This is a genomic window from Thiosulfatihalobacter marinus (assembly GCF_016019955.1).
Taxonomy (GTDB): Bacteria; Pseudomonadota; Alphaproteobacteria; order Rhodobacterales; family Rhodobacteraceae; genus Shimia; species Shimia marinus_A.
In genome coordinates this window covers 57,207-77,573 of record NZ_JAECRZ010000010.1, presented here as the reverse complement: position 1 = coordinate 77,573, position 20,367 = coordinate 57,207, and the positions used below count along the sequence as shown (strand labels likewise).

At 62.7% G+C, this 20,367-nt stretch carries 17 protein-coding genes and 1 riboswitch; of the genes, 4 read left to right on the top strand and 13 right to left on the bottom strand.

Annotated features, from left to right (window positions below):
- Positions 1–57 precede the first annotated feature (57 nt).
- From pncB to petA, 7 genes are all read right to left on the bottom strand, one after another.
- Positions 58–1,350, bottom strand: coding sequence for a nicotinate phosphoribosyltransferase (gene pncB, locus I3253_RS14675; RefSeq protein ID WP_197918628.1), 1,293 nt, complete (start codon positions 1,348–1,350; stop codon positions 58–60).
- Between the two features lie 85 nt (positions 1,351–1,435).
- Complete coding sequence (locus tag I3253_RS14670) at positions 1,436–3,661, bottom strand: ATP-binding protein (RefSeq protein WP_197918627.1); 2,226 nt, start codon at positions 3,659–3,661, stop codon at positions 1,436–1,438.
- Between the two features lie 79 nt (positions 3,662–3,740).
- A complete protein-coding gene (pncA, locus tag I3253_RS14665; RefSeq protein WP_197918626.1) occupies positions 3,741–4,337 on the bottom strand; it encodes a bifunctional nicotinamidase/pyrazinamidase in 597 nt (198 codons plus the stop codon).
- 296 nt (positions 4,338–4,633) lie between these two features.
- Positions 4,634–5,356 (bottom strand): hypothetical protein, encoded by a 723-nt coding sequence (locus I3253_RS14660; RefSeq protein ID WP_197918625.1) that lies wholly within the window; start codon positions 5,354–5,356, stop codon positions 4,634–4,636.
- A gap of 198 nt (positions 5,357–5,554) precedes the next feature.
- The gene (locus tag I3253_RS14655; protein WP_197918624.1) at positions 5,555–6,346 is read right to left on the bottom strand and encodes a cytochrome c1; all 792 of its coding nucleotides are present in this window, start codon (positions 6,344–6,346) and stop codon (positions 5,555–5,557) included.
- A gap of 14 nt (positions 6,347–6,360) precedes the next feature.
- Positions 6,361–7,674 carry a cytochrome b gene (locus tag I3253_RS14650; protein WP_197918623.1) on the bottom strand — a complete coding sequence of 438 codons (1,314 nt, stop codon included), beginning with the start codon at positions 7,672–7,674 and terminating at the stop codon, positions 6,361–6,363.
- A gap of 11 nt (positions 7,675–7,685) precedes the next feature.
- Positions 7,686–8,246, bottom strand: coding sequence for a ubiquinol-cytochrome c reductase iron-sulfur subunit (gene petA, locus I3253_RS14645; protein ID WP_197918622.1), 561 nt, complete (start codon positions 8,244–8,246; stop codon positions 7,686–7,688).
- 348 nt (positions 8,247–8,594) lie between these two features.
- On the opposite strand from petA, the gene I3253_RS14640 reads away from it, so the two are divergent.
- From I3253_RS14640 to fdhF, 3 genes are all read left to right on the top strand, one after another.
- Positions 8,595–9,485: a LysR family transcriptional regulator gene (locus I3253_RS14640; RefSeq protein ID WP_197918621.1), complete on the top strand. Its 891-nt coding sequence runs from the start codon at positions 8,595–8,597 to the stop codon at positions 9,483–9,485.
- Positions 9,486–9,558: 73 nt separating this feature from the next.
- A complete protein-coding gene (locus I3253_RS14635; protein WP_197918620.1) occupies positions 9,559–11,247 on the top strand; it encodes an NAD(P)H-dependent oxidoreductase subunit E in 1,689 nt (562 codons plus the stop codon).
- A 96-nt stretch (positions 11,248–11,343) separates the two neighbouring features.
- Positions 11,344–14,127 (top strand): formate dehydrogenase subunit alpha, encoded by a 2,784-nt coding sequence (gene fdhF / locus I3253_RS14630; RefSeq protein ID WP_197918619.1) that lies wholly within the window; start codon positions 11,344–11,346, stop codon positions 14,125–14,127.
- A gap of 83 nt (positions 14,128–14,210) precedes the next feature.
- Here fdhF and I3253_RS14625 read toward each other — a convergent pair whose 3' ends face one another.
- Together I3253_RS14625 and I3253_RS14620 are read right to left on the bottom strand one after the other, a co-directional pair.
- Positions 14,211–14,813 carry a glutathione S-transferase gene (locus I3253_RS14625; RefSeq protein ID WP_197918618.1) on the bottom strand — a complete coding sequence of 201 codons (603 nt, stop codon included), beginning with the start codon at positions 14,811–14,813 and terminating at the stop codon, positions 14,211–14,213.
- A 4-nt stretch (positions 14,814–14,817) separates the two neighbouring features.
- A complete protein-coding gene (locus I3253_RS14620) occupies positions 14,818–15,453 on the bottom strand; it encodes an FMN-binding negative transcriptional regulator (RefSeq protein ID WP_197918617.1) in 636 nt (211 codons plus the stop codon).
- 62 nt (positions 15,454–15,515) lie between these two features.
- Positions 15,516–15,721, top strand: a riboswitch (FMN riboswitch).
- Positions 15,722–15,804: 83 nt separating this feature from the next.
- On the opposite strand from I3253_RS14620, the gene I3253_RS14615 reads away from it, so the two are divergent.
- Positions 15,805–16,245 (top strand): 6,7-dimethyl-8-ribityllumazine synthase, encoded by a 441-nt coding sequence (locus I3253_RS14615; RefSeq protein WP_197918616.1) that lies wholly within the window; start codon positions 15,805–15,807, stop codon positions 16,243–16,245.
- A 232-nt stretch (positions 16,246–16,477) separates the two neighbouring features.
- On the opposite strand, the gene I3253_RS14610 is transcribed toward I3253_RS14615, so the two are convergent.
- The 4 genes from I3253_RS14610 to I3253_RS14595 all read right to left on the bottom strand — a co-directional run bounded on the left by I3253_RS14610 (position 16,478) and on the right by I3253_RS14595 (position 20,360).
- A complete protein-coding gene (locus I3253_RS14610) occupies positions 16,478–17,113 on the bottom strand; it encodes a queuosine precursor transporter (protein WP_197918615.1) in 636 nt (211 codons plus the stop codon).
- Between the two features lie 87 nt (positions 17,114–17,200).
- Positions 17,201–18,103: an esterase-like activity of phytase family protein gene (locus I3253_RS14605; protein WP_197918614.1), complete on the bottom strand. Its 903-nt coding sequence runs from the start codon at positions 18,101–18,103 to the stop codon at positions 17,201–17,203.
- A complete protein-coding gene (mepA, locus tag I3253_RS14600; protein WP_408647835.1) occupies positions 18,076–18,882 on the bottom strand; it encodes a penicillin-insensitive murein endopeptidase in 807 nt (268 codons plus the stop codon). Before mepA ends, I3253_RS14605 begins: the two co-directional genes overlap by 28 nt.
- A 92-nt stretch (positions 18,883–18,974) precedes the next feature.
- On the bottom strand, positions 18,975–20,360 hold the full coding sequence (locus I3253_RS14595) for an MFS transporter (RefSeq protein WP_197918612.1): 1,386 nt from the start codon (positions 20,358–20,360) through the stop codon (positions 18,975–18,977).
- Positions 20,361–20,367 lie beyond the last annotated feature (7 nt).

Sequence of the window (20,367 nt, the reverse complement as noted above, 5' to 3'; positions counted from 1 at the left end):
GCGCGCGACACGGCGGCCGCTCTGGCGCCCCGCTGCGTGTAATTCAGGGCGGGGTGTTCAGACAATGACATCCATACTGGCCTGTTGGCCCACATCGAAGACCCTCTTGTACCGCTGGATCTGATCCGCCGGACCCATGGCCTTGTTGGGGTTGTCAGACAATTTCACGGTGGGGCGCCCATTGGCCCTGACCGCCTTGCAAACCAGCGAAAAGGGCGCCAATCCGTCATCCGGGGTCAAGCCGCGGAAATCGTTTGTCAGCAGAGTGCCCCAGCCGAACGACACCTTGACCTGCCCCACAAACCGCTGGTGCAATTCCGTGATCTTGGTTGCGTCAAGCCCGTCCGAGAAGATGATCAGCTTTTGAGTCGGATCCTCGCCGCGCGATTTCCACCAGCGAATTGCGGTCTCCGCACCCGCAACCGGATCGCCGGAATCGATGCGAAGGCCGGTCCAGCCCGCCAGCCAGTCGGGCGCATGTTCCAGAAAGCCCTCGGTGCCATAAGTGTCGGGCAGGATAATGCGCAGATTGCCTTCGTGTTCTTCGTGCCAGTCCGCCAGAACCTGATAGGGGGCCTGACGCAATTGGGCATCGGTTTCGGTCAGAGCCGAATAGACCATGGGCAACTCGTGTGCGTTGGTGCCGATCGCCTCGAGATCACGCTTCATGGCAATCAGACAGTTCGATGTCCCAACGAACTTGTCGCCCAACCCTTCGACCATGGCCTGAACGCACCAGTCCTGCCACAGGTAGGAATGGCGCCGGCGGGTGCCGAAATCCGCGATCCGCAGGTTTGGCAGATCGCGAAGCGTATCGATTTTTTCCCAAAGCTTGGTCATGGCGCGGGCATAGAGAACCTGCAATTCGAACCGCCGCATGTCGTGCAATACAGCGCGCCCGCGCAGCTCCATCAACACGGCAAGCGCGGGGATCTCCCACAACATCACCTCGTGCCATTTGCCTTCGAAAGTCAGTTCGTACTGGCCGTCCCGTTTTTCCAGATGGTAATCCGGCAGGCGCAGGTTTTCGAACCATTCCATGAAGTCAGAGCGAAACATCTGGCGTTTGCCATAGAATGTGTTGCCGCGCAAAAACGTGCTTTCGCCCCGGCTGAGCGACAACGAGCGAATGTGATCCAGTTGCTCGCGCAACTCGCCCTCGTCAATCAGATCGGCCAGCCTTATGTGTTTGGACCGGTTGATCAGGCTGAACGTGACGGTCGCATCCGGACGATTGCGGAACACCGACTGGCACATCAGCAACTTGTAAAAGTCATTGTCGATCAGAGAACGCACAATCGGATCGATCTTCCACTTGTGGTTCCAGACTCGGGTGGCGATATCGACCATGTGTTTTGGTCCCCGGATTGCGCGGTTTCGCCGTTGATACCGATTATTGCGGACACCTCCAACCCCTTTCAGGAAAGGCGGAAAATCAATCGGCCTTGTGTCGCGCCAGTTGCGCGATTTGCTGAATCAGTTGGGCCTTGCGCACGGGTTTGGTCAGGAAGGCATCCATCCCGGCCTCAAGACAGGCCTCACGGTCGCTGTGATAGGCATTGGCGGTCAGCGCGATGATCCGTGGCTGAGGTCCGGGCAGGGCGCGGATGGCGCGGGTGGCGTCCAGACCATCCATCTCGGGCATGCTCATGTCCATCAGGATGACATCGGGATTGAGCCGGGCGGCCATGTCCACCGCCTGTCGCCCGTCATGGGCCGATTTCAGGGTGATCGGGGCGTCGCGCAGGAACTTGGCAATCACCAGACGGTTGGTCTTGTTGTCCTCTGCCAGCAGGACCGTCAGACCTTTCAGGGCCGAAGGCGACGCGTTCTCGCTTGGGCCTCCTTGCGCGCCGTTTTCGGCCCGGGCGGTATGCAGCCTTATGGTGATGGAGAAACACGAGCCAGCGCCCGGCGTCGACGTGACAACGATATCTCCACCCATGTTCTGTGCCAGCTTTCGCGAAATCGACAGGCCCAGACCAGTCCCACCGAACCGGCGGGTGGTTGCGGCATCCGCCTGGGCAAACTGCTCGAATACATGATCAAGCCGGTCCGCCGGGATGCCGATGCCGGTATCGGCAACGTCGATCCGGCACAGGATATCATCCGGTGTCTGATCGGTGGACACCCGCACGGTTACGCCGCCGCGTTCGGTGAACTTGATGGCGTTGCCGATGACATTCAGCAGGATCTGCCGCAGCCGCACGTCATCCCCGCGAACAATCCCCGGCAGATCTGCGGGGCCGAGCTCCAGATACAGGCCCTTTCCGCTGGCCTGGGGGCGCAAAAGGTCTGTCACGTTGCGAAGACATTCCGAAAGATCGAACACGACCGGGTTCAGCCGCATCTTGCCCGCGCGCAGCTTGGAGAAGTCGAGAATATCGTTGATGATGGTCAGCAAGGCCTCGGCCGAGTGGCGGATCGTGTTGACATAAAGCCTTGAATCCCCACTCAATTCCATGTCGCTGAGCAAGTCGGCCATGCCGATGATGCCGTTCATCGGGGTTCGGATCTCGTGGCTCATGCTGGCCAGGAAATCGGCCTTGGCGCGCTCGCCTTCCTCGGCGGCGCGTTTGGCCTGAGCCAGTTCTTCCTGATGTTGTTTGGCCAGGGTCACATCGCGTTCGATCGCGATCACCATCTCCATGTTTCCGCAGGCGTCGAATACCGGTGCCAGATTCGTCTCGACCCAGATCCGGCGGCCATCCTTGGTGTAGTTGATGATTTCCGTGCGATGGGTGCGGCCTTCCCGGATTGCGTGGGCGATTTCGTCGCTGGTCTTTTCCGACGTATCCGGTCCGTTCAGGATGCTGGCAGGGCGGCGGCCAAGGACCTCTTCGGGGGCGAAGCCGGTGATCCGGGTAAACGCGTCATTGACCCAAAGAATGCGCCCCTTCACGTCCGAAACGATCACGCTGTCCAGGGCGCGCTGGGCGACCAGAGCGAGGCGGCGAAGCTCGGTTTGCTGGGCGTTCATAGAACTGTTCGCCTTGGCCAGTTGCAGCCCCTGCGCCAGCAGATTTCGGCTATTGGCTGTTTCGCGATTGTGTCCGGACCTTACATAAGAAATGAAGACCCAAACCATGTAAGCCATTATGGCAGCGCCGAAAACATTGTACGAAAGCTCGCTGGTGGTTGTCGATGATCCGGTAAATTCATACATGAACAGGCCCAGCAGCGTCATGGCATAGACCGCCAGCCGTCCAAGCGCCGCGCCCTTGTGAAACGGCAGGACAATGCCGCCATTGATGGCCGCGCCCGTGGCATAGGCTAGGCTGAAGAACATGCCGGAATTGCCCGGTGCGGTGAACCAGGCCAGATAGACGCAGGCACCGATCGTGGCGCTTTGGAAAACGGCGGTCATGGTGGAGGCGATCCAAAGTCGCCGGAACGGCACACCGTTTTCCAGCCGTGCGGGAACGTGGCGGAGAAACAGGCAATCCACGGCCTCGCCCAATAACGCAAGCGCCACCGCCACCAACCCGACCGAGGGCGAGGCCAGCACCACCAGCGACACCGCCCCGGACAAGGTTAATACCTGGCGGCTGAGGAAATGCTTGACCCGGCCGGCAGCGTAGCGGCAGAGCAATCCGGCAGGCGTATTGCGCTGGTCGAAGCGCGAGAGCCGACGGTCGATTTCAAGGATCTCGGCGCCCATGTCTGGCGGTCATCCCTTCTTGCAGATGACCCGTTCTAGGCTTGGAATCCTTAAGAAAAATGCAATACAGGGCGGAGTGCTACGCCAGCGTCACCCCATTTGCGGCCATGCCTTCGAGCGCATTGGCAAGCGAGCCATCCAGATCGATCGCGCGGCAGAGATCGCGGCGAACAGTCACGGAAAACCCAAGCCTTGCGGCATCCCGGGCCGAATAGCTGACGCAAAAATCGGTGGCCAGCCCCACCAGTGTCAGCCTGGAGATACCGCGCGTGCGCAGATACCCCTCGAGCCCGGTCGGGGTGGTCTGATCATTCTCGAAAAAGGCCGAATAGCTATCGATATCAGGGGAGTAGCCCTTGCGTATGATCAGGTTGGCGCGGGTGGTATCCAGATCCGAGTGAAAAGCGGCGCCGGGGCTGCCTTGAACACAGTGATCGGGCCACAGGACCTGTGGACCATAGGGCATGTCCACCATGTCGTAGGGGGCCTTGCCCGCATGGCTGGACGCGAAGGAGGAATGCCCGGCGGGATGCCAATCCTGGGTCAGGATCACGCTGTCGAACTCATCCATCAGAGCGTTGACCCCCGGCACGATGGCCTCGCCATCCGGTACGGCCAAGGCGCCGCCGGGGCAGAAATCGTTTTGCAGGTCGATCACGATCAGGGCGTTGGACATGTGGCTCTCCTTGACGATTGCGACAAGGTTAGCAGGCAGGCGAAAGAGGTCAATGACGACATCCGGCGGAAATTGCCAACCGAATCACCTTAACACCCTGAAATCACGTAAAAACCTGTGTAGGCATTACGTCGGTATTGCGTCGGTATTGCGGCGGTTCGGATTGGCCGGATCGCCTGATGAACACAGCGAACGCCGCGTATCGGCCCAAATGCAACGGTTCGTCAGTCGAATATGTAGCTGACACCGATGAACGGGCCATTCTGACGCATGTCATAGGCAAAAAGCCCGCTGGGCTACATGGTGGCATAATCGATTGCGTAATAGCGCCACCCAAATAGGAACGAGGTGTTGTCGTTAATCTTCTTGCTTGCAGCCAGCGTGAGGCTGTAGGCAAGTTCATTGCCGTTCACACAAAATCCGCTGGCATCGGCGTGGGCGCTGGCGGACCATTTGTCGTCGATACCCCAGGCAAAGCGGGCCGCGATGACCGGTTCCCACCATGTCTGAGTCCCACCAAGATTGATCGCGCCCCCGGTTCCGACGATGGTTTGCTTGATCCGATTATAACGGGCGCCGCCTTGCAGATCGAAGGCGAAGGGTTGTCCATTCGCCAGTTGCCCCTGAGACACGCGATAGGCGCCCAACAGGCCCAGCCAGCTTTGCGTGGCTTCAACCCGAACGATCCGCGAGCCCGCGCCGATGGTTCTGCCGTTTTGTGCCGAGATTCCCAGATAGTGCCCTTCCGCGACGATTCCGAACCGTCCGTTCCACGCCTCGGCGCGGCCGTCGAGCGTGAAATCGAGCACCTCCAAAGCCTCGCCCAGATCCATATCAAAGGACGCGCCCACACCGTCGATCGTGGATGTCCCCCACGACCGGAGCGGCGCGTAAAGTGCGCCGGCGACGCCGAAGGACCAGCCATCGCTATCGCGCAGGGTGAAGTCATTTGCCGAGACTGGCATGGCAGTCAGGGTGACCACAGCAAGGCTGGCAATCAGCGAACGAATGACGGGCATGACAACTCCTATCTCCGGCAGGTTGGCGCGGCTTCACCGCAACTTTTTCATGAAACGACATTTTTTGATTTGATTGAGCGCATGGCAGCCATCTGGCCGGATGTCTTTCGCGTCTGTACCCGGGAGAGCCTGGCGGAAGCAAAAGAAAAGCCCCGCCCGGATGCCGGGCGGGGCCTTGGATTTCACGATGTGACCGGATCAGAGTTCCAGCTTCTTGCCCTTGATCGGGGCCCAGATCTTTTTGTTGGTCAGGTAGAGCAACACGGTCAGAATGGTCAGGAACAGCACCCCCAGGAAACCGGCCTGCTTGCGCGCCATCATCTTGGGTTCCGCGGCCCACATCAGGAACGCGGCGATGTCTTCTGCCTCGGCTTCCAGCGTGTTGGAGCTGCCATCGGCAAACTCGACATCCTCGCCATAAAGCGGCGGGGCCATGGCGATCCAGCCGCCGGGGAAGGCGGGGTTCTTGTAGAAGGTGGTGCCGGCCTCTTCTTTTTCCTCACCCGTATAGCTGGTGAGAATCGAGTAGATGTGCTCTGCCCCGCCCAACCCCTTGAACATCTGGTTCACACCAGAGCCGTAGGGGCCGCTGAAGCCGGCGCGCGCCTTGGCCATCAGGCTGAGGTCCGGAGCGTTGGGATCGCCGCTTTCCGGGAAGTGATCGGCCGGAGTGCGGGGCCGGTCATCGTCAAGTTCCTTGTCGAAGATGTCCAGCTGAGCCGCATAGGCGCGCACCTGATCTTCGGGGAGTTGCGGGCCACCTTCGTCGGCCAGTGTGCGCAGCGGCACATATTTCAGACCATGACAGGAGGCGCAGACTTCGGTGAAGACCTGAAGGCCGCGTTGCAGCTGATCCTGGTCAAACTTGCCGAACGGACCTTCGAACGAGAAGTCCACGTCGGTGGTTTCTGTTCCGACCACTGCCGACATGGCGCCCCCTGCCGACAGGGACAGGGCGGCAATAGCTGCGATGCTGAGTTTCTTGAGCATTATCCTGTTTCCCTTTATTCAGCAGGTTTGCCGTAATGGGCGTTGAAATCGTCTTCGATCGTGGCCGGTGGTGTGGTTGGCTTCTCGATGACGCCGAGGATCGGCAGAATCACGAGGAAATAGGCAAACCAGTAGGTCGCGCCAATCAGCGAGATGATCGAATACGGGGGTTGCGCGGGCATGGCACCAGCCCACATCAGGACGATGAAGTCGATCACCAGGAGATAGAACCACCACCGGAACTGAGGCCGGTACTTGCCCGAGCGTACGCGGCTGGTATCCAGCCACGGCACCAGAACCATGACGAAGATGGCACCGAACATTGCCAGGACGCCAAAGAACTTGGCGTCGACGATGCCGCCGGTGATCCAGCTTGCGAACATCACCACCCAGACATCCGACGTGAAGGCACGCAGGATCGCGTAGAACGGCAGGTAATACCATTCCGGCACGATATTCGCGGGGGTCACAAGCGGGTTTGCCTCGATATAGTTGTCGGGGTGTCCGAAGTAGTTGGGCATGAAGCCCACGACAGCGAAGAACACCACCAGAACCACGCCCAGCGCGAACAGATCCTTCATCACGAAGTAGGGCCAGAACGGCAGGGTGTCTTTCTTGACCTCTTCCTTGGAGCCCTTGCGAACGTCGATGCCGGCGGGGTTGTTGTTGCCCGTGGTGTGGAAGGCCCAGATGTGAACGATCACCAGCGCGGCAATCACGAAGGGCAGCAGGTAGTGCAGCGAGAAGAAGCGGTTCAGCGTGGCGTTGTCGACCGCCGGTCCGCCCAGCAGCCAGGTTTGCAGTGCCTCACCCACGAACGGGATCGCGCCAAACAGGCCGGTGATCACGGTTGCGCCCCAGAACGACATCTGACCCCAGGGCAGAACATAGCCCAAAAAGCCGGTTGCCATCATCAGCAGGTAAATCAGCATGCCGATGATCCAGGTGACTTCGCGCGGGGCCTTGTAAGAGCCGTAATACAGGCCGCGGAACATGTGGATATAGACCGCAAAGAAGAACAGGGACGCGCCATTCATGTGCAGGTAGCGAATCATGTGCCCGCCGTTCACGTTGCGCATGATGTGCTCGATCGAGGCAAATGCCAGATCCACATTCGGCGTGTAGTGCATCACCAGGATGACGCCGGTGACGATTTGCAGGACCAGGCAGAAGGCCAGGACGATGCCCCAGATCCACCACCAGTTCAGGTTCTTGGGGGTGGGAATCATCAGGGTGTCATAGAGAAGGCCAACGATCGGCAAGCGGCTGTGCAGCCACTTTTCCGCGCGAGTCTTGGGTTCGTAGTGATCGTGGGGAATACCGGACATATGCGCGCTCCTTATCCCAGTTTGATCGTCGAATCATCGACGAATTCGGCCACGGGAACCCAGAGGTTCTCGGGGGCGGGGCCCTTGCGGATGCGGCCCGCGGTATCGTAGTGCGACCCGTGGCACGGGCAGAACCAGCCGCCGAAATCGCCGGCGCCGTCCCCGATCGGAACACAGCCGAGATGGGTGCAGACACCGATCATGACCAGCCATTCGCCGGCTTCGTCCAGCGTCCGGTTCTGGTCAGAGGCGTCCAGCGTCATGTCCATGCGGTTCTGGGCGTTCGTGTCGATCAGTTCGTCCAGGTTCACAGCCCGGGCGGCTTCGATCTCGTCCGGGGTGCGGCGGCGGATGAACACCGGCTTGCCCAGCCATTTGACGGTCAGTTGCGTGCCGGTGTCCACACCGGACACATCGACGCGAATCGAGGACAGCGCCCTGACATCTGCCGACGGATTCATCTGGTTGACCAGCGGCCAGATGGCGGCCCCTGCGGTTACGGCACCTGCGCCGGCGGTGGCGTAGTAGAGGAAGTCTCTGCGGGTGCCTTCGTGATCTTCTGCGTGGGACACGAGGTTCTCTCCATTTTTCAGCCGACAACCGGCCAATATCGTCAGGGCCGCGGTGTCCCGCAGCCTCTCCCCGCCGCTATTTAACGAAGGGGATGCGGGCCGTCCAGCTTACATTCGCGTGTGCGTTCCCGTCGCGTCCCTCTGTCGCGCTTGGGGCGCAGTCGGGAGGGTGGTGTCAAATCGGGCGCCTGCGGCGCACAGTATGTCCCGGCGCGGTTGCGCCGGGGTGCGGGGCGCTGCCCCGTCGCGCGCGGCGCGACTCCCCGGGATATTTGGAGCCAAAAGAAGTTTGGTGTCTGGTTTGGGGGGAGGCGGTGCGGTAGGGCTTGGGTCTTAAAGGGGGCAACATTGATCAGTTTGAAGGACCTGGAATTCCTGTCGGCACTGGCGCGGCACAAGCATTTCGCGCGGGCCGCGGAGGAGTGTGGCGTGACTCAGCCGGCTTTTTCGATGCGGGTCCGCAAGATGGAGGAGCGGCTGGACACGGCGATCGTCAAGCGGGGCAATCGTTTTCAGGGATTCACACCGCAGGGCGAGGCGCTGGTGCGCCATGCGCGCAAGGTCATGGATGGCGTGCGGGTTCTGGAGGAAGAGTTTCGGTCGGCCAGTGGGGCGGTGACGGGCAAGCTTGCCCTGGGGGTGATTCCCACGGCGATTGCCTATGCGGCGGGGCTGGCGGGGCAGTTGCGGACAGTCTATCCCGGAATCACGTTGAACATCCAGGCGGCCAGTTCCCTGAAGATTCAGCAGGGGCTTGAAAACGGGACATTCGATGCGGGGATCACATATTCCGAAGGGGTGTCGCGTGACATGCTGCGGGTGGAGCGGCTGTATGATGAGCGCTACCTGCTGTTGGTGCCCAGGGCGCTGGCGCCGCGCGCAACCGGGGCGGTCGGCTGGACCGAGGCCGCGGGATTGCCGCTGAGCCTGTTGGAGCCGGGGATGCAGAACCGGCGCATTCTGGACCGGGTTTTCGGCGAGTTGGGGCTGGTGCCCAATGTGATCGCGGAGACCAGTGGTTTCACGGCGTCCGTGGTGATGGCGGCCGAGGGGGTTGCGGCCACGGTGGTGCCGGAGGGGTTGGTGCGGTCGCTTGGTGGGGTTGGCGGGACGGTGGCGCTGCGGCTGGAGGCGCCTTTGGTGGAGAAGGAAGTGAGCCTGGTCAGCCAGGTGCGCGCGCCCGGCCTGGGAACGGTCGAGGCGTTGCGGCGGGTTGTGCTGAGTGATAAGCAAGGCTGATCGCGCCTTCAGTTTTGCTGGATTGATTATCAGATTTGGTGATGCCAGCATGTGCCCTGGCAGGGAGGGCACCATGGCACCGCTGGACGATCAAAAAGGCATCTGGAAAAAGAAGGGTACGGGCAAGTCCCGGCACACGCCCAAGGGGCGGCAGCTGGACGATGTTGCGTTGGAAGAGCTGCGCGCGCTGTTGGGGGATCGGCCCCGGCGGCGGGATTTGCTGATTGAATTCCTGCACCTGATCCAGGACGCGTATGGGCATCTGTCGGCGGCGCATATCCGGGCGCTGGGCGACGAGATGGGGCTGGCGCAGGCCGAGATCTACGAAGTGGCGACGTTTTATGCGCATTTCGACGTGGTGCGCGCGGGCGAGGCACCACCCCCGGCGCTGACGATCCGGGTATGCGATTCGCTGTCCTGCGAGATGGCAGGCGCGGCGGCGCTGCGCAGGGCGCTGGAGGACGGGCTGGACCCGGCGGAGGTGCGGGTGTTGCGCGCGCCCTGTATGGGGCGGTGCGATACGGCGCCGGTGCTGGAGATCGGGCATCATCATATCGATCATGCCACGCCTGAAAAGGCGCAGGCGGCGATTGCGGCGGGGGAGACCCACGCGCATGTGCCGGAATACGAGGATTTTGCCAGCTACCGCGCGGACGGCGGCTATGACACGCTGTTGCGGCTGCGCGCCGGGGGCGACCCGGCGGCCGAAGCGCAAAAGGTGCTGGAGTCGGGGCTGCGCGGTTTGGGCGGGGCGGGGTTCCCTTCGGGCCGGAAATGGGACTTTGTGCGCGCCGAGCCGGGACCGCGATACCTTGCCGTGAATGGCGACGAGGGCGAACCGGGCACATTCAAGGATCGCCATTACCTGGAGCGTACGCCGCACCTGTTCCTGGAGGGGATGCTGATCGCGGCCTGGTCGATCGCGGCCCGGACCTGTTTCATCTATATGCGCGATGAGTATCCGGCGGTTCTGGAGATCTTGCGGCGCGAGATTGGCGCGCTGGAAGAGGCCGGGATTGTCGCGCCGGGCTATATCGATCTGCGGCGCGGGGCCGGGGCCTATATCTGTGGCGAAGAGAGCGCGATGATCGAATCGATCGAGGGCAAGCGGGGGCTGCCGCGCCACCGTCCGCCTTTTGTCGCGCAGGTGGGCGTGTTTGGCCGCCCGACGCTGGTGAACAATGTCGAGACACTTTATTGGGTGGGACGCATCTGCCGCGAGGGGCCAGAGGTGTTCGCGGTCGAGAAGAACGGGCGCAAGGGGCTGCGCAGCTATTCGGTGTCGGGACGTGTGGCGGCGCCGGGTGTGTACCTGTTGCCTGCCGGGTCGACGATCCGGGATGTGATCGCGGCGGCGGGTGGCATGTTGGAGGGCCATGTGTTCAAGGCCTATCAGCCGGGCGGGCCGTCTTCGGGGCTGTTGCCCGCGTCGATGGATGACATCCCGCTGGATTTCGACATGTTGCAGCCGCATGGCAGCTTTATCGGGTCGGCGGCTGTTGTGGTGCTGTCGGACCGGGATTCGGCGCGCGGGGCGGCGCTGAACATGCTGCGGTTCTTTGAGGATGAGAGTTGCGGGCAATGTACGCCGTGCCGTGCGGGCTGTGAGAAGGCGGTGAAGCTGATGCAGGCGGACCGTTGGGACCAGCCGCTGCTGGAGGAGCTGTGCCAGGTGATGGGCGATGCCTCGATCTGTGGGCTGGGGCAGGCAGCGCCAAACCCGATCAGGTTGGTGATGAAGCATTTCGGGGAGGAGATTTGATGGCTCGCTCAATGCCTTGTGGTCCGGCATCGCCGGGCCGCGCCCACCCAGGGTCGGGCGCGCCCCTTACCTTGAATTTCTGCGCGGAGGTCAGCCATGCTTGATGCCAGCGACACCAAAACCGTTACCTTTTCCCTCAACGGCGAGGACGTGACGGTTCCCGAAGGCACCTCGATCTGGGAGGCGGCGCATGGGCGTGGGCTTGTGATCCCGCATCTGTGCCACAAGCCGGCCAAGGGCTATCGGGCGGACGGAAATTGCCGGGCCTGCATGGTGGAGGTCGAGGGCGAGCGCACGCTGGTGGCATCCTGCATCCGGCCGGTGGCCGAGGGTATGGTGGTGCAGTCCGAGAGTGCGCGGGCGAAAAAGGCGCGTGCAATGGTGGTGGAGTTGCTGGCCGCCGATCAGCCCGAGGTGGCGCATGACGCATCCAGCCATTTCCGGGACATGGCGGCGCTGACCGGGGTGGACGAGAGCCGGTTTCCGAAGAAAGAGCCGGAGTTTGTGCCGCTGCTGGATGCGAGCCATGTGGCGATGCGTGTCAATCTGGATGCCTGTATCCACTGTAACCTGTGTGTGCGGGCCTGCCGCGAAGTGCAGGTGAATGACGTGATCGGCATGGGCGGGCGCGGCGCCGGTGCCAGGATCGTGTTCGATCAGGATGACCCGATGGGCGACAGCACCTGTGTGGCTTGTGGTGAATGTGTGCAGGCCTGTCCGACGGGGGCGCTGATGCCTGCAAACGTGCTAGATGACGCGCAGGCCGGGGACAGCAAGGATTATGACCGCGAGGTGGATTCGGTTTGCCCCTATTGCGGGGTGGGCTGTCAGATCCGGTTCAAGGTCAAGGACAACAGGATCAGATATGTCGAGGGGATCGACGGACCGGCCAATGAAAACCGGCTGTGTGTGAAGGGGCGGTTCGGGTTTGACTATATCGAGCATCCGCATCGGCTGACGAAACCGCTGATCCGGCGCGCGGATGCGCCGGCGAAGGGGCTGAACGTGGATCCGGGCAACCTGATGACGCATTTCCGCGAGGCGTCGTGGGACGAGGCGTTGGACGTGGCCGCCGGGGGGCTGGCGAAGTTGCGGGATCAGAAGGGCAGCTATGTGGCCGGGTTCGGATCGGCCAAATGTTCCAACGAAGAGGCCTATCTGTTCCAGAAGCTGATCCGGCAGGGGTTTGGCCATAACAACGTGGATCACTGTACGCGGCTGTGTCATGCGTCGTCGGTGGCGGCGCTTTTGGAGAATGTCGGCAGCGGCGCGGTGACGGCGACGTTCAACGAGATCGAGAATGCCGACGTGGCGATCGTGATCGGGGCCAATCCGGTGGAAAACCACCCCGTCGCGGCGACTTATTTCAAGCAGTTCGCCAAGCGGGGCGGCAAGCTGATCGTGATGGACCCGCGCGGCGTGGGGCTGGGACGGTTCGCGACCCACCGGTTGCAGTTCAGGGCCGGGGGCGACGTGTCGATGCTGAACGCGATCATGCATGTGATCGTCGAGGAAGAATTGTATGACGCCGACTATATCGCGCGGTTCACCGAGAACTGGGAGGCGATGACCGCGCATCTGAAGGATTTCAGCCCCGAGAAGATGGCGCCGGTTTGCGGGATCGACGCCGACGCATTGCGCGCGGCGGCGCGGACGTTTGCGGCGGGCAAGGCGGGTATGATCTTCTGGGGCATGGGTGTCAGCCAGCATATCCACGGCACGGACAACGCGCGCTGCCTGATCAACCTGGCCCTGATGACAGGCAATGTGGGTAAACCCGGCGCGGGGCTGCACCCGCTGCGGGGCCAGAACAATGTGCAGGGGGCCTCGGATGCGGGGCTGATTCCGATGTTCCTGCCGGATTACCAAAGCGTGACGGATGACGGGGTGCGCTCGGCGTTCCGCGAGCTGTGGCAATCGGGCGATTTCAGCGCCGAAAAAGGGCTGACCGTGGTCGAGATCATGCACGCGATCCATGATGGCGATATTCGTGGCATGTATATTCTGGGCGAGAACCCGGCCATGTCGGACCCGGATGTGGATCATGCCCGCGCCGCGCTGGCCAGGCTGGAGCATCTGGTGGTGCAGGATATTTTCCTGACGGAAACCGCGAATTACGCGGATGTGATCCTGCCGTCGAGCGCGTGGTACGAAAAGTCGGGCACGGTGACGAATACCAACCGGCAGGTGCAGATGGGGCGGCCGGTATGCGCGCCGCCCGGCGAGGCCCGCGAAGATTGGTGGATCGAGGTGGAACTGGCAAAACGGTTGGGGCTGGACTGGTCCTATGACCATCCGCGCGACGTGTTTGCCGAGATGAAGCGGACCATGAAATCGCTGGACAATATCACCTGGGACCGGCTGCAAGACACTGCCGTGACCTATCCGTCGCTTTCGCCCGAGGATCCGGGGCAGGCCATTGTGTTTGGCGACGGATTCCCGCGCCCCGAGGGGCGGGCACGGTTTGCCCCGGCGCAGGTGATCGCGCCGGACGAGGTGCCGGATGCGGCCTATCCCATGGTGTTGATCACGGGACGGCAGCTGGAGCATTGGCATACCGGGTCGATGACGCGGCGCTCGAAGGTGCTGGACGCGGTGGAGCCGGAGGCGAATTGTTCGCTGCATCCCAAAACGCTGCGGGCGCTGGGCGTGGCACCGGGAGAGTATGTACGGCTGAGCACGCGGCGCGGCGCGGTGACGGTGATGGCGCGCGCCGACAGGGCGGTGGCCGAGAACAACGTGTTCCTGCCCTTTGCCTATGTCGAGGCGGCGGCGAATATCCTGACCAACGCGGCGCTGGACCCTTATGGCAAGATCCCCGAGTTCAAGTTTTCGGCGGTGAAGGTGGAAAAGGCTGAAGGGGCGGTGGCGGCAGAGTAGCCGCGCCGCTCCTCAAGCCCTTGCGGGCTTTCCTCGCGGCAGGTGCCCCCGCCCCGGATCAGGCCCGGGGCCGGGTGTTTCTGTCAGGAGGGCATGGTTGCCTGCATCGCCTCGCGTTGAGCATAGTCGGCATACCATGCCGCCAGCGCATCGCGGCCCTTGCGCCAGTCGCGATCCGAGTGCCGGAAATCGAGATAGCCCAGGGCGCAGCCCACGGCGATCTGGCCCATGTTGTGCGGCCCCTTGAGATGGCTCGTCCAGCGTTCGTTCAGCGCATCCAGGGCGCCGCTGACCTTGCCCCATTGCGCCTCGACCCAAGGGGCATAGACCATTTCCGCCGGGCGCAGGCGGTGTTCGTAGACCATGGACACCGCCGAATCCAGAAGCCCGTCGGCGGTGGCCTCCAGCGTCAGAATCTCCCACAGGATGTCGTCGGGATAAAGATCGGCCCCGGCCCGCGCGGCCAGGAAGCGGCAGATCACCCGGCTGTCATAGAGGGCCGGCCCGTCGGGGCGCAGCAGGGCCGGAATGCGGCCCAGCGGATTGGCCGACGCGGCCCTTGCATCGGTCTTGAGCGGGGTGGTTGCCACGTTCACCAGTTCGACATCGTCAAGCTGGCCGGTTTCGATCAGCGTGACATGCACCTTGCGCACGAAGGGCGAGGGGGGCGAGAAGATCAGTTGCATGGGGTCATCCTTGGTTGGGGTCTGAAAGCGGCGCGCGCATCAGCGCCGCCAGCAGGCGGGGATCGCTGCCGACGGCCTGTGCGTCAATCTCGTCGGCGGCGGCGCGGCGTGCGGCATCGGGTTTGTTCTGGCCCAGTTTCCAAGTGCCCTGCACCTGTGAGATCGACAGCCGGAAAGGGCGGATCATGCGGCACATGCGCCGGAATGCGTCGCCGTCCATCTTGGCGCGGGTCCAGGGAGGTTTGGGCAGAAGGCGGTCTTCGAAATGGGCCGACAGCCGGTCCAGCAGATCCGGCAGATCGCCGTCCGGCAGGGGGGAAAGCGAGCCGACAAGGTGCACGGCGGTGTAATTCCATGTCGGCACCTGATCGGGCAGGCCATACCAGTCGGGTGAGATATAGGCATCCGGCCCCGATACGGCGAGCCGGGCCGGCATGTCGCCGGATACCGCCGTTGACATCGGGTTGGAGCGCACCAGATGCAGGTCGGCACAGGTGCCGTCGTCGTCCAGCACGAAAGGCACGTGCGACATCAGCGGCGCGCCGTCGCCCGCTATCGTCAGGATGCCAAACCCGCGTTCGGCGGCGAAGGCAAGGTTTTCGTCGCGCGTGGCGGTGCGAAAGGTGGGGTTCGGGTGCATGGGCGGGCCTTGGATGACGTTGCGCGGGATGTTGCAGGCGGCGCGGCGGAATGGCAAGGTAGCTCTGTTCTCAGGGCGGGGTGAAATTCCCCACCGGCGGTATGCGGGCGGTGCCCGCGAGCCCGCGAGCGGCTTGGATTTGGTCGCTTCCACGGCCCGAAAAGTGGGACCCGGTTTTCGGACCAGGCCGTGGAGCCAATGAAAAGTGTCAGCAGATCCGGTGCAAGGCCGGAGCCGACGGTGACAGTCCGGATGGAAGAGAACGTACGGATGCCACACCCCGGAAAGGGGTGGGGGATGCCGTTCGTGATCGCCTTGGGTGACGTGTCTGTTACGAAAGGAGATCATGTGATGACACACACCCGATACGCATTCATCAAGGCCAACTGGCATGGCGGGATCGTGGATCAGGCGCTGGCCGGATTTTGCGAGATCATTCCGGCCGGTCAGGTGGACGTGTTCGACGTGCCCGGCGCGTTTGAAATGCCGCTTCTGGCGCGCGATCTGGCGGCCGGCGGGCGCTATGCATCGGTTGCCTGTGCGGCGCTGGTGGTGGATGGCGGCATCTACCGGCACGAATTCGTGGCGCAGGCCGTGGTGGACGGGCTGATGCGCGTGGGGCTGGATACGGGCGTGCCGGTTCTGTCGGTATCGCTGACGCCGCATCAGTTTCAGGATACGGCGCATCACCGGGCGATCTATGCCGCGCATTTCCTGGAAAAGGGGCGCGAGGCGGCGCGGGCGGCGCTGGCCCTTGTGAAGACCCGCGCGGCGCTGGACGTGGCCGCCTGAGGAATCGAAAAGGGCCGCTCCTCGCGTGGGGCGGCCCTTCGAGATGATAGGAGGTGCATCGGTTAGGTGAGCACCAATCCGGGTGGTGTTTCAGCCAAGGGCTGCCTCAGCTGGACTCCTTCCGAACTGTTCCAACACTGCTCTCCATACGTTCTCTAGACAATGGGCACCTCCTTTCAGATTGTTTCGCGTATCCTCAGCCTGCCACAGGTTGGGGAGATGTCAAACAAAATCATGTGGTCGAAGGCGACAGTTTCCCCACGATGATGCGGAATGGCACAAGAGCAAGCAATGCCAGCGACAGCTTTACCAGCCAATCGGCAAAACCCAGGCTGACCCAAAGCGGCACAACCGGGCCCATGCCAAGCAACGGCAGCATTTCACCGGCCCAGGACACATCGTTGCCCGGTTCCAGGAAGACGAGCGTGTCGGAGAAGGCGATGGTGAAGAACAGGGTCGTGTCCACGACCGAGCCGATCAGGGTCGAGGCCAGCGGTGCGCGCCACCAGCGGCCCTCGCGCAAGCGGTCGAAGATTGCCACGTCCAGGAGCTGCGCGGTGAGGAAGGCAAGGCCCGAGCCAAGCGCGATGCGCAGCGTCACCGCCGGATAGGTAAAGCCATCGCCCTGCAGCATGATGCGGGTGCCGATGACCGAACAGATCACGCCGACGATGAAACCGGCAAACACCACGCGGCGCGCGGCCTGTACGCCGTAGACGCGGTTCATCACGTCGGTGACAAGGAAGGCGAGCGGATAGGTAAAGGCGCCCCAGGTCAGCCATTGGCCAAAGAGGAACTGCACAAGGATATTGGACGCGACGACGATCGCGGCCATGGCAAGAATGCCGGGAATGTGGATACGTTGCATGGTGTTTTTCCGTTTTTGCAAGGTAGCGGAGACTTGGCCCCGCGTGTTTGCGGGACGGGCGGCAATTACAGGGCCAAAAGGCGCAGATCAAGAGGTTTCGCGCAGCACGTATTCGACGATCTCGGTGCGTTGCAGCAGGCGGAAATTGTCGTCCGAGATCATGGTCAGCCGGATTTTTCCCTGTGAATCGCGCCAGACGGACAGGGCTTCGAGGTTGTCATATGTGCCTATGCCCTTGCGCAACAACAGCTTTTCATCGGTCAGCGCGTTGCCGGACACGGCAAAGCTGCGCACCCGCACGCGAAAGCCCAGCCCGTTGAAGCCACGTTCCAGCAGGTAAAGCCGCCCGTCGGGGCCGAAATCCGCGCCCACGGGCTGAAACTGTTTATCGCGTTTCACGACAAACCGCTGGCGCCAGGTATCGCCTTCCAGCCGATAGCCGTGCAGGCGGTCGGGCGGGCCGATGGGGGCTTCGGGAAAGGCATAAAGGCGGCCCGCCGCATCCACTGCCAATGCCTCAAAGCCGCCATTCGGCTTCATGTCGGACAGGGCGCGCGCCCAGGGCATGTGCTGTGCCGACGCACCGGGCCGGGAAAAGCGTTCCACCCGGTGATCGCCCTCGAAGGACACGATCAGCTCGCCGTTGGGCAACTGGGCAAGCCCCTCGGAATCGCGCTGGCCGGTGCCATGCGCGAAATGGCCCTGTTCGTTCAGGATGCGTTTTTGCACCACGTCCGTGACATCGGTGATGGTGCCGTCATCGCGCACCAGCCGGGCCTGCACGAACAGACCCCGATCCGACATTGCGACCATGCGGGTACCGTCCGGCGACAGTTCCAGCCCGGAAAACCCGCCGAACCAGCCGGCGGGGATCTGCCAGCGATAGACCGAGACAAGCTGGGCGCCGGGCTCCGGTCCGCCGGCGCGGCCCATCTGCAACCCAACGATGACCAGTCCGGCGATTACTGCGATTGCAAGACGTTGACGCATTGGCGGGGCAGGTCTGCCATCTGAAGTTCCTGGCGTGGTTTGGGTTTCGGGGCATCGGGATCGGGCGGAGGCGGGTTCAGGATGTTCTGTACCCAGTCTTCGGCTTCGGCGCATCCGTCCCCGGCGGGGGGTGCCGCCTGATCAACGCAACCGGCGGCATCCGACGGGCATTTCAGCCGCACATGGAAATGATAATGATGCCCCCACCACGGGCGGATCTTGCGCAGCCATGCCCGGTCGCCTTTTTCGTCGTTGCACATTTGCACCTTGGCGCCGGGAAAGACAAAGATACGCGCCACGCGCGGGTCGCTGGCGGCGGCCTTGAGGATTTCGTGATGCTGGCGTGTCCACTTGTCGTTCACGAAGGCGCCTCCTGCGCGGCGCATCGAGACCGACGAGATCGACTCGCGTTCGGCCACCGAAAGATCGAGCCGGTCAGGCGGCAGCATCCAGATGTCCATGTCCAGACCCAGCTGGTGGCTGCGGTGCCCGGTCATCATCGGCCCGCCGCGCGGCTGGCTGATATCCCCGACATACAGCCCCTTCCATCCCGGCTGCCGGGCGGCAAAGGTGGACAGGTCGCGGATATAGCTGACGGTTTCGGGATAGGCCCAGTTGCGATTGCGCGACAGGCGCATGGCCTGCCATGTGGGGCCGGTTTCCGGCAGTTGCACCCCGCCGGCAAGACAGCCTTTGGAATAGCCGCCATAGGGGGCGGGGGACTGGGCCGAGCCATTGGGCTTTGCGGCAAACAGCCGGCGTGCCTCGACACCTTTCATGGCTGCCGGAACCTCGGTCGAGTGCGACGAGACACGCGACTGGGTCTGCTGGTCCGATTTGCACCCGGTCAGCGCCGCGGCCATGCCCAGGATCAGGAAGAGGCGGACCATTTGCTGGGATCTCCATCCGGTTTCACCCAGACTAACAGGATCAGGCCAATTAGGAAGAGAGCGATCAGCGGCGTGATGCCGAACCGCTGACTTCCGCTCATGTCCGAGGCCAGCGCGATCAGCGCAGGCGCGAGGAATGTGGTGGCCTTGCCCGACAGCGCGTAAAGGCCGAACGCCTCGGTCATGCGGGTCGGGTTGGATTGGCGCACGACCATGGTGCGGCTGGCCGATTGCAGCGCACCTCCCGCCGCGCCGATCAGCCCGCCGGCGACATAAAAGAGGATATCGGGCAGCGCGGAGCCGGGAGAGAGTCTCAGGCCAAAGATGGTTTCGCGCGAGATGCCGACAACCAGGATCGCGGTAAAGAGCAGGGTCAGGATGCAGGTGACGATCACCGGCTTGGGGCCAAAGGCATGATCGGCCTTGCCGCCGATCCAGGCAAACAGCGCGCCCGTCAGCGCGGCGACGATGCCAAAGATGCCAACCTCCATGATCGACCACTCCAGCACGCCCAGCGCATAGATGCCGCCAAATGTGTACATGCCGTTCAGGGCATCGCGATAAAACATCGATCCGCCCAGATAGGCCAGCAGGCTGGGGTGGCGCGGCAGGCCGGTGATGGTGCCCCACAGGTCGCGCAGCGCGGTGCCTACCTTGTAGGGAGTATGGTTGGGATCGGGGCGTTCGCGCACCCACAGGAAGAACGGGATCATGAACACCACGTACCACAGCGAGGTCAGCGGCCCCACGACGCGGGTGTCTTCCTTGGTGGCCGGGTCCAGCCCCAGGATCGGATCGATGCCGATCATTGTCTTGCCGGTGCTGCCCGCCTGGAAGGCGACCAGCATGATCGCCAGCGCCAGCACGCCGCCGACATAGCCCCAGGCCCAGCCGGTGCCGGAAATCCGGCCGATATCTTCGTGATTGCCCAGCGAAGGCAGCATGGCATTGGTGAAGATGGTGGCGAATTCCATGCCGATCAGGCCGATGCCAAAGAAGATCAGCGTCATGGTGATGTCAAAGCTGCCGGGCGCGGTGTACCACAACATCCATGCGCCAAAGGCATACATGACCGAGAACAGCCAGACCCAGCGCATACGTTTGCCCGTGCTGTCGGCAAAGGCCCCGAGAACGGGCGCCATGACCGCGATGATCACGCCTGAAATGGTAAGCCCATAGCCCCAATAGGCCTGGGCCTGGGCCTTGGCAGCGCCGCTTTCAAGCCCCTGACCCACAAGCGACTCGGTCACGACCTGCGCGAAATAAGGACCGAAGATGAAGGTGAGAACCAGCGTGTTATAGGGCTGGCTGGCCCAGTCAAAGGCCCACCATCCCCAGATACGCCTGCGCGCGGAAACGTCTTTCATCCCATCC

Excerpts from the sequence above, each read along its gene's own strand:
- pncB (WP_197918628.1), bottom strand. The coding sequence starts at position 1,350 with ATGGTCGATATCGCCACCCGAGTCTGGAACCACAAGTGGAAGATCGAT.
- I3253_RS14670 (WP_197918627.1), bottom strand. The coding sequence starts at position 3,661 with ATGGGCGCCGAGATCCTTGAAATCGACCGTCGGCTCTCGCGCTTCGAC.
- pncA (WP_197918626.1), bottom strand. The coding sequence starts at position 4,337 with ATGTCCAACGCCCTGATCGTGATCGACCTGCAAAACGATTTCTGCCCC.
- I3253_RS14660 (WP_197918625.1), bottom strand. The coding sequence starts at position 5,356 with ATGCCCGTCATTCGTTCGCTGATTGCCAGCCTTGCTGTGGTCACCCTG.
- I3253_RS14655 (WP_197918624.1), bottom strand. The coding sequence starts at position 6,346 with ATGCTCAAGAAACTCAGCATCGCAGCTATTGCCGCCCTGTCCCTGTCG.
- I3253_RS14650 (WP_197918623.1), bottom strand. The coding sequence starts at position 7,674 with ATGTCCGGTATTCCCCACGATCACTACGAACCCAAGACTCGCGCGGAA.
- I3253_RS14635 (WP_197918620.1), top strand. The coding sequence starts at position 9,559 with ATGGCACCGCTGGACGATCAAAAAGGCATCTGGAAAAAGAAGGGTACG.
- fdhF (WP_197918619.1), top strand. The coding sequence starts at position 11,344 with ATGCTTGATGCCAGCGACACCAAAACCGTTACCTTTTCCCTCAACGGC.
- I3253_RS14625 (WP_197918618.1), bottom strand. The coding sequence starts at position 14,813 with ATGCAACTGATCTTCTCGCCCCCCTCGCCCTTCGTGCGCAAGGTGCAT.
- I3253_RS14620 (WP_197918617.1), bottom strand. The coding sequence starts at position 15,453 with ATGCACCCGAACCCCACCTTTCGCACCGCCACGCGCGACGAAAACCTT.
- I3253_RS14615 (WP_197918616.1), top strand. The coding sequence starts at position 15,805 with ATGACACACACCCGATACGCATTCATCAAGGCCAACTGGCATGGCGGG.
- I3253_RS14610 (WP_197918615.1), bottom strand. The coding sequence starts at position 17,113 with ATGCAACGTATCCACATTCCCGGCATTCTTGCCATGGCCGCGATCGTC.
- I3253_RS14605 (WP_197918614.1), bottom strand. The coding sequence starts at position 18,103 with ATGCGTCAACGTCTTGCAATCGCAGTAATCGCCGGACTGGTCATCGTT.
- mepA (WP_408647835.1), bottom strand. The coding sequence starts at position 18,882 with ATGAAAGGTGTCGAGGCACGCCGGCTGTTTGCCGCAAAGCCCAATGGC.
- I3253_RS14595 (WP_197918612.1), bottom strand. The coding sequence starts at position 20,360 with ATGAAAGACGTTTCCGCGCGCAGGCGTATCTGGGGATGGTGGGCCTTT.